Origin of the sequence: Azospirillum sp. B2RO_4, from assembly GCF_051124815.1 — a bacterium.
Classification (GTDB): domain Bacteria; phylum Pseudomonadota; class Alphaproteobacteria; order Azospirillales; family Azospirillaceae; genus Azospirillum.
This window is the reverse complement of the sequence record NZ_CP118485.1, coordinates 233,662-246,377: the sequence shown is the minus strand read 5'-3', so window position 1 is coordinate 246,377 and position 12,716 is coordinate 233,662. Positions and strand designations below refer to the sequence as shown.

General features: G+C 66.8%; 14 protein-coding genes. 7 read left to right on the top strand and 7 right to left on the bottom strand.

Annotated elements, in window-relative coordinates:
• Nucleotides 1-48: 48 nt before the first annotated feature.
• The 3 genes from PWS46_RS01055 (at nucleotide 49) to PWS46_RS01045 (ending at nucleotide 4,835) form a co-directional block, all read left to right on the top strand.
• Nucleotides 49-1,674, top strand: coding sequence for a hypothetical protein (locus PWS46_RS01055; RefSeq protein WP_434616905.1), 1,626 nt, complete (start codon nucleotides 49-51; stop codon nucleotides 1,672-1,674).
• 159 nt (nucleotides 1,675-1,833) lie between these two features.
• On the top strand, nucleotides 1,834-3,714 hold the full coding sequence (gene htpG, locus PWS46_RS01050) for a molecular chaperone HtpG (RefSeq protein ID WP_434616902.1): 1,881 nt from the start codon (nucleotides 1,834-1,836) through the stop codon (nucleotides 3,712-3,714).
• Nucleotides 3,715-4,292: 578 nt separating this feature from the next.
• Nucleotides 4,293-4,835, top strand: a complete 543-nt coding sequence (locus tag PWS46_RS01045; protein WP_434616899.1) for a hypothetical protein — start codon at nucleotides 4,293-4,295, stop codon at nucleotides 4,833-4,835.
• Nucleotides 4,836-4,853: 18 nt separating this feature from the next.
• On the opposite strand, the gene PWS46_RS01040 is transcribed toward PWS46_RS01045, so the two are convergent.
• On the bottom strand, nucleotides 4,854-6,056 hold the full coding sequence (locus tag PWS46_RS01040) for an ATP-binding protein (protein ID WP_434616896.1): 1,203 nt from the start codon (nucleotides 6,054-6,056) through the stop codon (nucleotides 4,854-4,856).
• Nucleotides 6,057-6,504: 448 nt separating this feature from the next.
• Between PWS46_RS01040 and PWS46_RS01035 the strand changes: the two genes are divergently transcribed.
• The 4 genes from PWS46_RS01035 to PWS46_RS01020 all read left to right on the top strand — a co-directional run bounded on the left by PWS46_RS01035 (nucleotide 6,505) and on the right by PWS46_RS01020 (nucleotide 8,794).
• Nucleotides 6,505-6,936: a Fur family transcriptional regulator gene (locus tag PWS46_RS01035; RefSeq protein WP_085090580.1), complete on the top strand. Its 432-nt coding sequence runs from the start codon at nucleotides 6,505-6,507 to the stop codon at nucleotides 6,934-6,936.
• Nucleotides 6,937-7,131: 195 nt separating this feature from the next.
• Nucleotides 7,132-7,497 (top strand): hypothetical protein, encoded by a 366-nt coding sequence (locus PWS46_RS01030; RefSeq protein WP_434616893.1) that lies wholly within the window; start codon nucleotides 7,132-7,134, stop codon nucleotides 7,495-7,497.
• A gap of 109 nt (nucleotides 7,498-7,606) precedes the next feature.
• The gene (locus PWS46_RS01025; protein ID WP_434616890.1) at nucleotides 7,607-8,344 is read left to right on the top strand and encodes an HAD family hydrolase; all 738 of its coding nucleotides are present in this window, start codon (nucleotides 7,607-7,609) and stop codon (nucleotides 8,342-8,344) included.
• A 75-nt stretch (nucleotides 8,345-8,419) separates the two neighbouring features.
• Nucleotides 8,420-8,794: a response regulator gene (locus PWS46_RS01020; RefSeq protein WP_434616888.1), complete on the top strand. Its 375-nt coding sequence runs from the start codon at nucleotides 8,420-8,422 to the stop codon at nucleotides 8,792-8,794.
• 12 nt (nucleotides 8,795-8,806) lie between these two features.
• Here the strand turns inward: PWS46_RS01020 and sigJ are convergent, their stop codons facing one another.
• From sigJ to PWS46_RS00990, 6 genes are all read right to left on the bottom strand, one after another.
• Nucleotides 8,807-9,700, bottom strand: a complete 894-nt coding sequence (gene sigJ, locus PWS46_RS01015; RefSeq protein ID WP_434616885.1) for an RNA polymerase sigma factor SigJ — start codon at nucleotides 9,698-9,700, stop codon at nucleotides 8,807-8,809.
• Complete coding sequence (locus tag PWS46_RS01010; protein ID WP_434616882.1) at nucleotides 9,697-10,149, bottom strand: carboxymuconolactone decarboxylase family protein; 453 nt, start codon at nucleotides 10,147-10,149, stop codon at nucleotides 9,697-9,699. The genes sigJ and PWS46_RS01010 overlap by 4 nt, the downstream gene beginning before the upstream one ends.
• Nucleotides 10,150-10,246: 97 nt before the next feature.
• Nucleotides 10,247-10,504 (bottom strand): hypothetical protein, encoded by a 258-nt coding sequence (locus PWS46_RS01005; RefSeq protein ID WP_434616879.1) that lies wholly within the window; start codon nucleotides 10,502-10,504, stop codon nucleotides 10,247-10,249.
• Nucleotides 10,505-10,520: 16 nt separating this feature from the next.
• A complete protein-coding gene (locus PWS46_RS01000) occupies nucleotides 10,521-10,991 on the bottom strand; it encodes a DsrE family protein (RefSeq protein WP_434616876.1) in 471 nt (156 codons plus the stop codon).
• A gap of 34 nt (nucleotides 10,992-11,025) precedes the next feature.
• The gene (locus PWS46_RS00995) at nucleotides 11,026-11,814 is read right to left on the bottom strand and encodes a HesA/MoeB/ThiF family protein (RefSeq protein ID WP_434616873.1); all 789 of its coding nucleotides are present in this window, start codon (nucleotides 11,812-11,814) and stop codon (nucleotides 11,026-11,028) included.
• A gap of 79 nt (nucleotides 11,815-11,893) precedes the next feature.
• Nucleotides 11,894-12,688 carry a hypothetical protein gene (locus PWS46_RS00990; RefSeq protein WP_434616870.1) on the bottom strand — a complete coding sequence of 265 codons (795 nt, stop codon included), beginning with the start codon at nucleotides 12,686-12,688 and terminating at the stop codon, nucleotides 11,894-11,896.
• Between the last annotated feature and the right edge of the window lie 28 nt (nucleotides 12,689-12,716).

Below are 12,716 nucleotides of genomic sequence, written 5' to 3'. Positions count from 1 at the left end.
GTATCAAGCTTAACGTGCTCCCAAATCGTACCCGGGAGAAGTTGCTCGATGCGTCTCAGCCGTCTTTCGCCCGTCCCGGCCCTGCCGGTCCGTTCCCTGAGGCCCGCCCTGATCGCCGGCGGCATGCTGGCGCTGGTTGCCGGCTGGTCGCCCGTTCATGCCGCTCCGGCCGTCGACGACGCCGGGGCCAAGGCGCTCGCCGCCTCGCTGAAGAAGGACCTGCCCCGCTGGTTCCCGCCGCCCAGCGAGGACGGCGAGGGCGTCGGCTTCGAATGGCAGGGCGAGCCCACCGTCAAGCCGGCCGGCGACCATTACGACGTCGCCCTGCCCCGCCTGTCGGCCGAGGATGCCGAAGGCACGCTGTTCGACATCGGCACCGTGCTGCTGTCGGTGACGCCGAAAGACGACGGCCAGTATGGCGTGTCGATCACGCTGCCCAGCGCGATCAAGGTGCAGAACCTCGACGACAACGACGAGTATGTCGACGCCGCCACCATCTCCATCGGCAAGCAGTCCTTCACCAGCACCTGGTCGGGCGCGCTGGAGACTCTGCTGGCGGTCGATGCCGCCTACAACGACATCGCGGTCAGCGCCGCCGACGGCAAGGGCAAGATCTCCGTCGCATCCATGACCATGGTCCAGGACCTGAAGCCGGAGGCCGGAACCGGCGGCGCCACCCTGTGGAGCGGCCCGGCCGCCTTCGCCTTCGGCGGCCTGTCGGTGAAGGACGACAAGAACAAGGAGCTGGTGAAGATCGGCGGCGTCACCGCCGAGGCCACCTACACCCGCGTCGACCTGACCAAGGTCAGCGCGCTGCAGAAGCTGTCGGAACAGACCGCCGCCAAGGGCACGACGCCGACCAGCGCGGAGCTTCTGCCGAAGCTGCAGGGCATCTTCGGCGGCGTCAGCGGCGCCATGCGCCTGTCCAACCTGTCCGTCGTCAATCCGGAGGACGGCACCACGGTGACGCTGGGCCAGCTCGCCTTCCGCAGCGGCCTGACCGACCTCGACCAGGCGCAATCCACCGTCAGCATGGGCATCGAGGCGCGCGACTTCGCCATGACGCCGTCGCCGGCGCCCGCCGCCTTCACCCCGCGCGCCTTCGAGGTCAAGCTGTCGGTCGCCAAGCTGCCGAACAGCGCCCTGTGGAAGGCCTTCACCGAACTGGCCAAGGCCGCCGAGGCGGAAGAGGCCCAGCCGAAGAAGGGCGCCAAGAACAAGGCCCCGCCGCCGCCGTCCTCCGACATCGTCATGCAGCAGGCGATGGCCGCGATGGGCGAGGCCGGGACGGAGCTGCGGATCGACGCGCTGAACCTCGACACCCCGGCGACGGCCGGCACCGCCACCGGCGCGGTCAAGGTCGCCACCCAGGCCGCCTTCGGCGTCACCGGCGGCGCCACCGTCCTGCTGCGCGGCATCGACGCCGCGGTGAAGGCGATGCAGCCGGCCCCGGGCGCCAAGCCCGACAAGGAGACCCAGGATCTGCTGGGCGGTCTGGCGATGGTCCAGGCCATGGGTCAGGCCGGCAAGGACGACACCGGCGCCGACATCCGCACCTACAAGTTCGAGGTGACGGAGGCCGGCCAGCTCCTGCTGAACGGCGCCGACATGACCCCGCTGCTGGCCGGCGGCGGCGAACCGGCTCCGGCGGAGCCGCCGAAGAAGAAGAAGTAAGGGGACCTCGGTGGGGGCAATCGCCACGCCCCCACCCGCGACACCTCACCGCACACCTCCCGCGGTTGCACGCCACAAGCCTCTTGAACGGCGGAGACGCTTTCACATATCTCCGCCGTCTTGACGCCCACCTGTGCAAAACCAACGAAGGTGCCCCCAATGACCGAGGAACGGCTCAGTTTTCAAGCCGAGGTCAGCCGTCTGCTCGACATCGTCGCCCACTCGCTCTACAGCGAGAAGGAAGTGTTCCTGCGCGAACTGGTCTCCAACGCGTCGGACGCCTGCGACCGCCTGCGCTACGCGGCGCTGACCCAGCCCGAACTCTCGGCCGATGATCCGAACCTCAAGGTCCGCCTGCTGGTCGACAAGGACGCGCGGACCCTGACCGTCGCCGACAACGGCATCGGCATGAACCGCGAGGATCTGGTCGAGAATCTCGGAACCATCGCCCGCTCCGGCACCGCCGCCTTCATGAAGTCGCTGGAGGGTGCGGAGAAGGGCGACGGCAAGAAGGACGTCAACCTGATCGGCCAGTTCGGCGTCGGCTTCTATTCCGCCTTCATGGCCGCCGACAAGGTCACCGTGCTGACCCGCAAGGCCGGCGAAAACCAGGGCTGGCGCTGGGAATCCGACGGCAAGGGCGAGTTCACCATCGCCGAGACCGACGGCCTGCCGCGCGGCACGAAGATCGTCCTGCATCTGCGGGACGGCGACGACGAGTATCTCGACGAGGCCCGGCTCGGCGGCATCGTCCGCAAATATTCCGACCACATCGCCATCCCGATCCTGTTCGGCGAGGGTGACGAGGCCAAGGCGCTGAACAGCGCGTCGGCCCTGTGGACCCGGTCGAAGTCGGAGATCACCGCCGACCAGTACAAGGAATTCTACCACCATGTCGGCCATGCCTTCGACGATCCGTGGCTGACCCTGCACTGGCGGGCCGAAGGGGCGCTGGAATACACCAACCTGCTCTATGTGCCCTCGACCAAGCCCTTCGACCTGTTCGACCCCAAGCGCGCCCACCGGGTGAAGCTGTACGTCAAGCGCGTCTTCATCACCGACGCGGCCGAAGGGCTGATCCCGCCCTACCTGCGCTTCCTGCGCGGCGTGGTCGACAGCGAGGATCTGCCGCTGAACATCAGCCGCGAGATGCTGCAGCACAACCCGATGCTGGCCAAGATCAAGGCCGGCATCACGCGGCGCGTGCTGTCGGAACTGTCGAAGAAGGCCAAGGACACCGAGAATGCGGCCGAATACGACACGTTCTGGGAAAACTTCGGCGCGGTGCTGAAGGAGGGCCTCTACGAGGACTACGAGCACCGGGACGACCTGCTGAAGCTGCTGCGCTTCCGCACCACCGCCGGCGACGAACTGGTGTCGCTGGAGCAGTATGTCGCCCGCATGAAGGAAGGCCAGGACGCCATCTTCACCATCAGCGGCGACGACATCGACACCCTGCTGCGCAGCCCGCAGCTGGAAGGCTTCAAGGCCAAGGGCGTCGAGGTCCTGCTGCTGACCGACCCGGTGGACGAGTTCTGGATGCCGTCGGTCGGCGTCTATGACGGCAAGCCCTTCAAGTCGGTGACCCGCGGCGGCGCCGATCTCGGCAAGATCAAGGGCGAGGAGGCCGAGAAGCCGGAGGAGAAGGCGCCGGAGGGCGAGCTGACCGACCTGCTGGCCCTGCTGAAGCTGACCCTGTCCGACGCGGTGAAGGACGTCCGCAAGTCCGAACGCCTGACCGACAGCGCCGTCTGTCTGGTCGCCGACGACAACGACATGGACATGCACCTGGAACGCCTGCTGAAGCAGCACAAGCAGCTGAACGGCGAGGTCGGCAAGCGCATCCTGGAGATCAACCCGTCCCACGCCCTGATCAAGCGTTTGGCCGAACGGGCCAAGGGCACCGGCGCCACCGACGCGCTGGAGGATGCGGCCTGGCTCCTGCTCGATCAGGCCCGCATCGTCGAGGGCGAGCCGCTGCCCGACCCCGCCGCCTTCGCCCGCCGTCTGGCGAGCGCGATGGAGAAGGGGCTGGCGTAAGCCACCCAGGAGCGCCACGGCATACACATGGCGGCAAGAGGATTGATATTCCTCAGTTCTCTTGCCGCCGCTTCAGCAGTCAAGCAACTTTTGAACCCTGTGATAATGTATGTAATTCATTTGATCTGCGTTTTTAGATAGCCATACAATCGAATTCATACAACGCGCAGTCTCATTTCCTTTTCCTACTCTGCCAACCTTATAAAATTTACTTGATCTGGAACCCAGGCGCTTCTATAAAGAGTCTGCAAGGGAAATGCGTTTCCGGAAACGGGCCCGCTTTTGCCATCTGAACAAGACTCAAACTTCGGTCAATCGTCATGACATATCCAGCTCCCATTGCGAGCTCCTCTCATCAGCACGAGCGGACGCTCGATGAACTGAAGATGAAGAATTCGTCAACGGAGCATGATGATGGCAAAATCCTCCGCTATCTGATCGAAAACAAGGAAGAGCTTATCAAGGAAGGGATTCGGCGTTACGACGCGATTACCAAGTAAGCTCTTCCGATCATCATTCAGATTAATCGAAATGGCAGCCCATCCGGGCTGCCATTTTTGCAATCAGATTGCCGTATCATGCCATCGTACTCAGTCGATGATTTTCGCCCCACCGAGTCGAAGCGCCTCAACCGCATTAGCGTCGTCCGGGAAACCGCTGACATCACGGTGGAGACCTACAATCGTATCGCGTTGCGCGATCACGGATTGGCCGATCCCGTGTTTCTGCTAAGCGGCGGCATCGAGGTCTTCGTTGACGTCTATTTTCAGAACGTCGCCTTATTCAAGGTGCGGAACGATTATGAAAAGAGGCAGCGCATCAACCAGCATAAGATATGCGCACTTCTTCTCAAGACATGCTTCACCCTGAAATGGCAGTATCTGTTCGGGCGGCAGGAAAACTCAGTCAGCGATGATTTTATGGAGAAACTTCACAATGAATTCTCCTTTACGCTGATCTGCGCCTTCGCCGGAGCTGGGAAAAGTATTGGAAAGAGCGACGTTGAGCGGGATTTCCAAATCTGCATGCACCAGAAAGCGTTCATGCCTGATGAGTGGGCCTGCTGGATGATGACCGCCTTCGTCACCGCCTATGGCAGCACGGTGGACTGCGACGAGTAACGACAGGCCGCGTTCTATCTACCCCCGCCCCACCCGCTTGGCCGGGAAGACCAGCGACATGGTGGTGCCTTCGTCGCGGCGGCTGACGACGTCCAGGCGGCCGCCATGCAGTTCGATCAGGCGCTTGGTCAGCGGCAGTCCCAGGCCGGTGCCGATCTGGCTGCGGGCCAGCGCGCTGTCCACCTGCCCCCAGGGCTCCAGCGCCTTGCCCAGTTCCTCGCCGGTCATGCCGATGCCGGTGTCGCGCACCGACAGCCACAAGGCACCGTCCGCCGCCATCCGGGCACCGAGCGTCACCACGCCGTTCGCGGGCGTGAACTTCACCGCGTTCGACAGCAGGTTCAGCAGCATCTGGCGCAGCTTGCGCTCGTCCGCGCGCAGCGGCGGCAGATCCAGCGGCACCTCGGTTGCGATGCTGACGCCATGTCGCGACGCCCGCTCGGCCAGCAGCCGCGCCGTGCCGATCGCCACCCGCACCACGTCCACCGTGCCATCCACCAGCTCCAGCCGGTCGGCGTCGGCCTTGGACAAGTCGAGCAGGTCGTTGATCAGCTCCATCAGGTGCCGGCCGCTCTCGGCGATGTCGCGGGAATATTCGCGATAGAGCGGGATGGCGTGCGGCCCCAGCACCTCCTGCTCCAGCAGTTCCGCGAAGCCCATCATCGCGGTCAGCGGCGTGCGGATCTCGTGGCTCATGTTGGCGAGGAAGGCGGTCTTGGCCCGGATCGCCTGTTCGGCCTGCCGGCGCGCCTCCTCCAACTGGCGGGCGCGCAGCTCCGTCTGTTCGGCCGAGCGCGCCATCAGCCCCGTCACCGTGCCGACGCCGAGATAGCGCCCCTGCTCCACCACAAGGAAACCGGTCACCAGCGCCGCCGGTTTCAGCTTGGCCAGCCGCCGCCCGATCTCCGCCAGCGGGGTCGCCCCGTCGATCAGCAGCGGGTGCGGGTCCATCATGTCGGAGACCAGCCGTTGCCCGAATCCGTCTCCCCCGGCCCTGTCTCCCCCGGCCCCCTCTGCCCCGCCACCCTCTCCTTCGCCCTCCGGCAGCAGGCGGCCACGCTCCAGCAGCCCGGCGACGCGGCCCTCGCCGTCGACCACCGGAAGGGCGGCAAGCTCCGGCTGGCGCCGGAAGCGGGCGAGCGCGGCGGCACATTCCTGGTCCCGGGTCAGCGGCGGCACCGGGACGGCAAGGCCCGCGGCGGTGAAGGCGGGTTCGTCCATGGGCGGCTCCGCCGGAATCGTCGGGACGGGGGGCGGGACATCGAATGGCGTCATTGCGGCTCCTCCCCCTCCCTATCCGGCATGGTCACATCCGATCGGTCGCCGTCCCGGACCGCACGGCGCTTCGTCCGACAAAACCTAGCAGCGGATTATGAGCAATTGGTTTCCGCCCCACCTGCCCGCCCCCTTCGGCCAATAGTCTGAAAGTATTATGTCGTTGGCTGGGAAAGCGCCGTCCGCTCGGCCGTCCGGTAGGGCTGTCGATGGACGTGGGTGTTTGAGAATGCGTCCGAAACACAGTATATTGGTCGGATATTCGGGGTGCCGCGAATGGCCGGCCGGGATGGAACATCCGGTCGGCGTTCGGTGCTGGCGTTCCCGGGGATCAGGGAGACCGGAGGGGCGAACCGTCGCCCGTCGAACAAAGACAGGAATACAGGGGATGTCCATGCCCTCGCGCCTTGAAGAACTGTGCGTGAAGAAGGGGTTGAAGATGACCGACCAGCGCCGCGTGATCTCGCGCGTGCTGTCGGAGGCGACGGACCACCCCGATGTGGAGGAAGTGCACCGCCGTGCATCCGCCATCGACCCGCGCATTTCCATCGCCACGGTCTATCGCACGATGCGGCTGTTCGAAGAGGCGCACGTCATCGACCGGCTGGATTTCGGTGATGGCCGCGCGCGCTACGAAGAAACCAGAACCGATCATCACCACCATCTGATAGATGTCGATTCGGGTGAAGTGATCGAGTTCACCAACGATGAAATGGAACGGCTGAAGGAAAGCATAGCCCGCGAACTTGGCTATGACCTCATCGGCCATCGGTTGGAACTGTACGGTGTTCCGCGCAAACGCCGCACCGATAAATCTGAGTCTTAACTGTATACGGAACTTGCTGGCGATGCGCACAAGGGGTGCCGGCTGAATCGCCCTTCCCCGGAATCTCCACACGCGGAACGAGCGGATCAGGCGGCCATCGCTTGCGGGGTGCATCGGGTGCCGGGCTGGACCTTGCCGGCCGCTGGCCCAAGGTTAGGCGAGGAGCAAACCTCACTGACCGGAACCGGCCGCACCATGGATGATCGTCCCGACAATCGCCAAGACCGACGCCCCGACGCCCGGCCCGAAAGCCCGCCAAGCACGGCCGGGCCGGGTCCCGACCCCGTCCTCGAACGGCTGGACCGCCTGTCCGACCTGCTGATGCGCCGCATCGACCGGCTGGAAGAGCGGGTCCGCAGCCTGGAGCAGGACAATGGCGAGATCATCAACCTGCTGATCGCCGTCAAGGCCGGGCTGGAGGAAGCCTCGGGCGACCTGATCGCCCAGCTTGAAGAGGTGGACGACAGCGCCGGAGCGGACTTCGCATCCGACGACGCGGAGGACGGGTCGGAAGAGGGACCGCTGTTCGAGGCGCCCTGCGGCCCCACCATGCTGCATTGATCGGCTTTGCCGGGACCGACTTGATTGGGCCGACTTGACTGGGCCGACTTGACTGGGCCGACCTGAAAATCCTTGCCTGCCGCACCGCACCGGCCGGATAACCATCGTCATGCAAACGACGTCCGTTCCGCCCCGCGGCATCGAGCCCCGGATCAGCATCACGCCGCCCGCGCCGCTGCTGGCGGTGGCTCCCGATTCGCCGGCTATCGAGTCATCGGTTCTGGGGCCGGCCGGCGTGGCCTTCTTCGACTTCGACGGGACGCTGATCCATGGCGACAGCCTGCCGATGTTCGTCGGCGAGGTGATCGGCCGGCGCCGCGCGGCCCTGGCGCTGGCCGACGCGATCCGGTCGGCCCTGCACCGCCATGTCCGCGGCCGCGGGCCGGGCTGCGATTTTCCGGGCTCGGTCAAGGCGATCTATCTGAAGCGCACCCTGCGCGGCCTGCCGGTGGCCGACGCGCTGGCCGCGGCGGAGCGGATGGTCCCCCGCGTGCGCTGGCACCAGCCGATGCTCGACGTTTTGAAGGAGCATCGCCGGCTGGGCCGCCGCGTGGTGGTCGCCACCGGCGCGCTCGACCTCTACATGCCGGCGCTGCTGCGCGGGCTGGAGGTGGACGACCTGCTGGCGACCGGCATGGAGGTGGTGGATGGCAGACTGACCGGCCGGCTCAGCACCGCCAACTGCGTGCGGCTGGACAAGGCGGAGCGGGTGACCGGCTGGATCGCTGGCAACGGCCCGGTCGCCGCCACCTGGGGATATGGCAACCATCCCAGCGACCTGCCGATGCTGGCGCTGATGCACAAGGGCGAAGTGGTCCGTATTCGACGAAGGTCGAACCACAGGTAGCGGCCGTTTACAACCCGTTCACCCACCCGCATACTCGTCCCGTCCATAACAAAAACATGATGGACGGAGGGGAACGTGGCTTTCAGCATCGAGGCGGACATCCGGATTCCGGGGTACGGCGGGCGCCGCGCCGTGGTCGCCGATGCCGACCGCATCCAGCGCGAGGCGCTGGCCGGCCATCTGTCCGGCCGCGGCTTCCAGGTCTCGCAGACCGCCGATGCGCTGGAGGCGCTGACCCTGATCGGGGCGGAGGCACCGGTCGTGGCCCTGCTGCCGCTCGACCATGAGGGCGACGAGGGCGACCGCGCCGCTGCGCTGGCGGCGATGCTCTATCCGCAGACGCGAATCCTGATGACCGGCCCGCGGATGCCGAACCTGCCCTTCCCCATCCTGCCCCGCCCGGTCGACCTGACCGCGCTCGACCGCTGGCTGGACGAGGCGGCAGGCTAAAAACCGGAAAGCTTAAAAGCCCGCCACCCGCTCCAGCTTCTGCGGGTTGGCGACCTGATAGACCCGCACAATCCGGCCATCAGCAACGTCGAAGCCCAGCACGCTGCGGAACGAACCGCCCAGCTCGGTCAGCAGTCCCGGCCCGCCATTGACCCGCACCGGCACGAACCGGAAGCTGAGGCCGCGCTTGCGCTGGACACCGATCAGGAAGCGGGCGATGCGGTCGGCGCCGAACAGCGGGTTGACCGCCGTCCGCACCATCCCGCCGCCGTCGCTCAGCCACTGGGCGTCGTCCGACAGCAGGGCGACGATGGCGGCATAGTCGCGCCGGACGCTGGCTTCGGCAAAGGCGGCGGCCAGACGGCGCCCGGCATCCGGATCGGCCAGCGCGGCGGACGGCTCGGCCATGCGGGCGCGGGCGCGCCGCATGATCTGCCGGCAGGCCTCGACCGACTTGCCGAGCATGCCTGCGATCTCCGCGTAATCCAAATCCATCGCCTCGCGCAGGACGAAGACCGCCCGCTGCTCCGGCGCCAGCCGCTCCAGCAGCAGGAGCATCGCCAGCGGCACCGACTCGGACTCAGCCCCGTCCTCCGGCCCGCCCTCCGCCCCGTCATCCCAGTCGGCGACCTCGGGCTCGGGCAGCCACAGCCCGTAATAGCGCTCCCGCGCCACCCGGGCGGAGCGCAGCCGGTCGAGCGCCAGCCGCGTCACCAGCGTCGTCAGAAAGGCGGGGGCCGACCCGACGCTGCCGGGCGCCACCGCGGACCAGCGCAGCCAGGCATCCTGCAGCGTGTCCTCCGCCTCCGCCACCGAACCGAGCAGCCGGTAGGCCAGGGCACGCAGCCGCGCCCGCTCGCCCGCGAAGGCGGCGAGCGCGGTATCCGGGTCGGCCAGCGCCGTCACGCCGCCATCCCGACGGCGGTGCCCTCGATATGCTGGGCGATGCCGATGCGGTTCCAGGCGTTGATCTGCGCCGCCGTCACCGTCAGCTGGGCGATCTGCTCGGCGCTGAAATGGCGCTGCAGCGCCTGGTAGGCGTCGTCGATGCGGTCATGTTGGGTGCGGGTCAGCACCTCGGCCCAGGCGAATGCGGCACGTTCGTCCGGCAGGAACAGGTCGGAGTGCTCCCACCCGGCGAGGGCGGCGATGCGCTCGTCCGCCTGGCCGTCGTGGCGGGCCTCCTTGGTATGCAGGTCGATGCAATAGGCGCAGCCGTTGATCTGCGACACGCGCAGGTCGATCAGGTGGACCAGCCCGGTCGGCAGGCCGCTGCCGCGGATGGCCTTGGCGGTGGCGAACAGCGTGGCGTACAGGGACGGGGTCTCGGTGGCGACGGTGAAACGGAAAGCCATGGTGTTCATCCTCATCTGGAGTGTCTTCACCCCCATGACGGGGCGCATGTCTCCAGCGTGACGCATGGCTGCCCTGCGCTCAGCTCAGACGCCGGCCTCAGGCGTCGCTCAGCAGCCCCACCGCCTCGCGCAGGATGGCGATCTTGGCGGCGAACCGCCCCTCGGGATCGCTCTCGCCGATCAGTTGGATCATGATCCCCAGCGCATGGGCGACGCGCGGAGCCATGCCCGGCCGCTCCCGCACGCGGGTGGCAAGCTCGGCCAGCGCCGGCCGGTAGGGACGCCCCTCGAACCCGTCGGTGGCGATCGACTCGAACCGGTTGGCGAGGTCGAGGATCTCGCGGTTGTCGCTCATGCCCGTTCCAGAAGTTTCAGACGAACAGCATGGCGCCGCCGGCCGGCGCCTCATTCAGGAAGGTGACGACGCCGCCGGTGGCGACCGGGACGTCCGCACGCAGCGAGACGCCCGGCGGCAGCCCCAGCGCCCGCAACCCCATCTCGCAGGCCATCACGGTGACGCCCATGGCGACGCAGGCTTCCAGCAGCTCCTCGAAGGTGGCGAGGCCGTGGGTGGCGAAATAGCGGTCGCGCGCCACCGGCGTGCTGCCGTCGTCGGCCGGATCCAGGTCGTGCCAGCCCAGCACGCCCGGCTCCCGCTCATGCACCAGGGCGCGCAGGGCGCGGCCGGTGAAGAACAGCGTGACCTTGCGGTTGGTGGCCGCGGCGGCGCTGGCCATCACCAGCGCGTAATGGACGCGGTCGAAGCCGCCGGCGAACAGCACGATCGACAGGGCCGACGTGCCGCCGGCAGTGGTTGCGGATGCGGATATGGTGGTGGACATGATCGGCCGCCTCCCGTCTTTGCCGCGGCGCCCGTCAATGGGCGGAGAGGTCGTGGATCGTCGGATGATCGCCGCAAAGAGCGCAGTCGGGATCCCGCTTGATGGAGATGCGCTGATAGGACGCATAGAGCGTGTCCATCATCAGCAGGCTGCCCGACAGGCTCTCGCCCAGCCCCAGCAGCTCCTTCAGCACCTCCGTCGCCTGCAGCGAGCCGACGGAGCCGGCCAGCGCCCCCAGCACCCCGCCTTCCGAGCAGGACGGCACCGCGCCGCGCGGCGGCGGTTCGGGGAACAGGCAGCGATAGCAGGGGTGCGGCGCGCCCAGATGCGCCTTGAAGGTGGTCAGCTGCCCGTCGAAGCGCAGGATCGCCGCCGACACCAGCGTCTTGCCGGCGAGATAACAGGCGTCGTTCAGCAGGAAGCGCGTGGCGAAATTGTCCGACCCGTCGGCGACCAGATCATAGCCGGCAATCAGGTCCATCGCATTGTCGCGGCTGATCCGGCTGCGGTGCGTCTCCACCCGGACATCCGGGTTCAGCGCCCGGATGCGGGCTGCGGCGCTCTCCACCTTCGGCAGGCCGAGCGACGATTCGTCGTGGATGACCTGCCGTTGCAGGTTCGACAGGTCGACGGTGTCGTCGTCGACGATGCCGATGGTGCCGACGCCGGCCGCCGCCAGATAGAGCAGCAGGGGCGCGCCCAGGCCGCCGGCACCGACGACCAGCACCTTGGAACGCAACAGCTTTTCCTGGCCGATGCCGCCGACTTCCGGCAGCACGATGTGGCGGGAATAGCGGTGAAGCTGGGTATCCGTGAAGTCCATGGCCCGCAGCATAGCGCAAGGACGGGCCGTTGCAGCAACATTCGATGCCGCGTTTTCCGCAAGCCGGCAGTGTTGCCGGTCAGGCTTTGGTCGAGGTGGTGGGCTTCGCTTCCGACGCCCACTGGCGCAGCCGGTCCTGCCGCTCGCGCAGCGTCTTCTGGATGGCGCTTTCCTGGGTCGTGCCGCTGTCGGTCAGGTCGGGATTGCGCGGCACGAAGCCCAGCCGGAAATCCGTCGGGGTCTTCAGGCTGGACGGCGGCACGATCACCATCGAATATTGGCCGGGTTCCAGCTTGTAGGTCGGCTTCTGCAGGAAGTTCTGATTGGTATCGGTCTTGCCCGAGTCGCTGGCGGCCACCACCTTGCCGTCCTTGTCCATCATCGCCCAGCGTGTGTTGGGAAGCGAGATGTCGGCGGTGAAGGTGCCGCCCTGCACGACGTTGAAGGTGTGCTTCTGAACGCCGGTGTCGCCATTTTCCGGCGGCTGAGCGGTGCCTTTCAGCGTCGCGCCGCCGGCCGTTACCAGGACATTCTGCCGTTCGGTGACGTCCATCGAATAATCGCGCACGCCGGCCGCCCGGTTGGCCTGCGAGAAGGTCGCGGTGTAGGTGCCGGGCCCCAGCCGCGCCGTGGCGTCCGCTGCCGATTCCTGCGACTTGATGGTGCTCACCACCTCGTTGCGGTCGTTGCGGATCTCGACGTTGGTGAAGGTGTTGTTGATCTTGAAATTGAACTCGCCGGCCTTGCTGACCGTGAAGGTCTGGCTGTCGGCGTTGGCCCCGTCGTTGCCGATCTTGGTCGTCTTCCCCTTGAACTGGGAGAAGGCGCTGCTCGACAGGTTCGGAACATAGGTGGCGGCGGTAATATCCGTCATGGCGGTCACTCCCCGGCGGCGGCACGGA

What these genes read in the sequence shown, in the direction of transcription:
- PWS46_RS01045 (WP_434616899.1), top strand. Translation starts at nt 4,293, where the DNA reads ATGCCATCGTACTCAGTCGATGATTTTCGCCCCACCGAGTCGAAGCGC.
- PWS46_RS00995 (WP_434616873.1), bottom strand. Translation starts at nt 11,814, where the DNA reads ATGGACTTCACGGATACCCAGCTTCACCGCTATTCCCGCCACATCGTG.
- PWS46_RS01030 (WP_434616893.1), top strand. Translation starts at nt 7,132, where the DNA reads ATGGATGATCGTCCCGACAATCGCCAAGACCGACGCCCCGACGCCCGG.
- PWS46_RS01025 (WP_434616890.1), top strand. Translation starts at nt 7,607, where the DNA reads ATGCAAACGACGTCCGTTCCGCCCCGCGGCATCGAGCCCCGGATCAGC.
- PWS46_RS01000 (WP_434616876.1), bottom strand. Translation starts at nt 10,991, where the DNA reads ATGTCCACCACCATATCCGCATCCGCAACCACTGCCGGCGGCACGTCG.
- PWS46_RS01005 (WP_434616879.1), bottom strand. Translation starts at nt 10,504, where the DNA reads ATGAGCGACAACCGCGAGATCCTCGACCTCGCCAACCGGTTCGAGTCG.
- PWS46_RS01010 (WP_434616882.1), bottom strand. Translation starts at nt 10,149, where the DNA reads ATGGCTTTCCGTTTCACCGTCGCCACCGAGACCCCGTCCCTGTACGCC.
- PWS46_RS00990 (WP_434616870.1), bottom strand. Translation starts at nt 12,688, where the DNA reads ATGACGGATATTACCGCCGCCACCTATGTTCCGAACCTGTCGAGCAGC.
- htpG (WP_434616902.1), top strand. Translation starts at nt 1,834, where the DNA reads ATGACCGAGGAACGGCTCAGTTTTCAAGCCGAGGTCAGCCGTCTGCTC.
- PWS46_RS01040 (WP_434616896.1), bottom strand. Translation starts at nt 6,056, where the DNA reads ATGGACGAACCCGCCTTCACCGCCGCGGGCCTTGCCGTCCCGGTGCCG.
- PWS46_RS01055 (WP_434616905.1), top strand. Translation starts at nt 49, where the DNA reads ATGCGTCTCAGCCGTCTTTCGCCCGTCCCGGCCCTGCCGGTCCGTTCC.
- PWS46_RS01035 (WP_085090580.1), top strand. Translation starts at nt 6,505, where the DNA reads ATGCCCTCGCGCCTTGAAGAACTGTGCGTGAAGAAGGGGTTGAAGATG.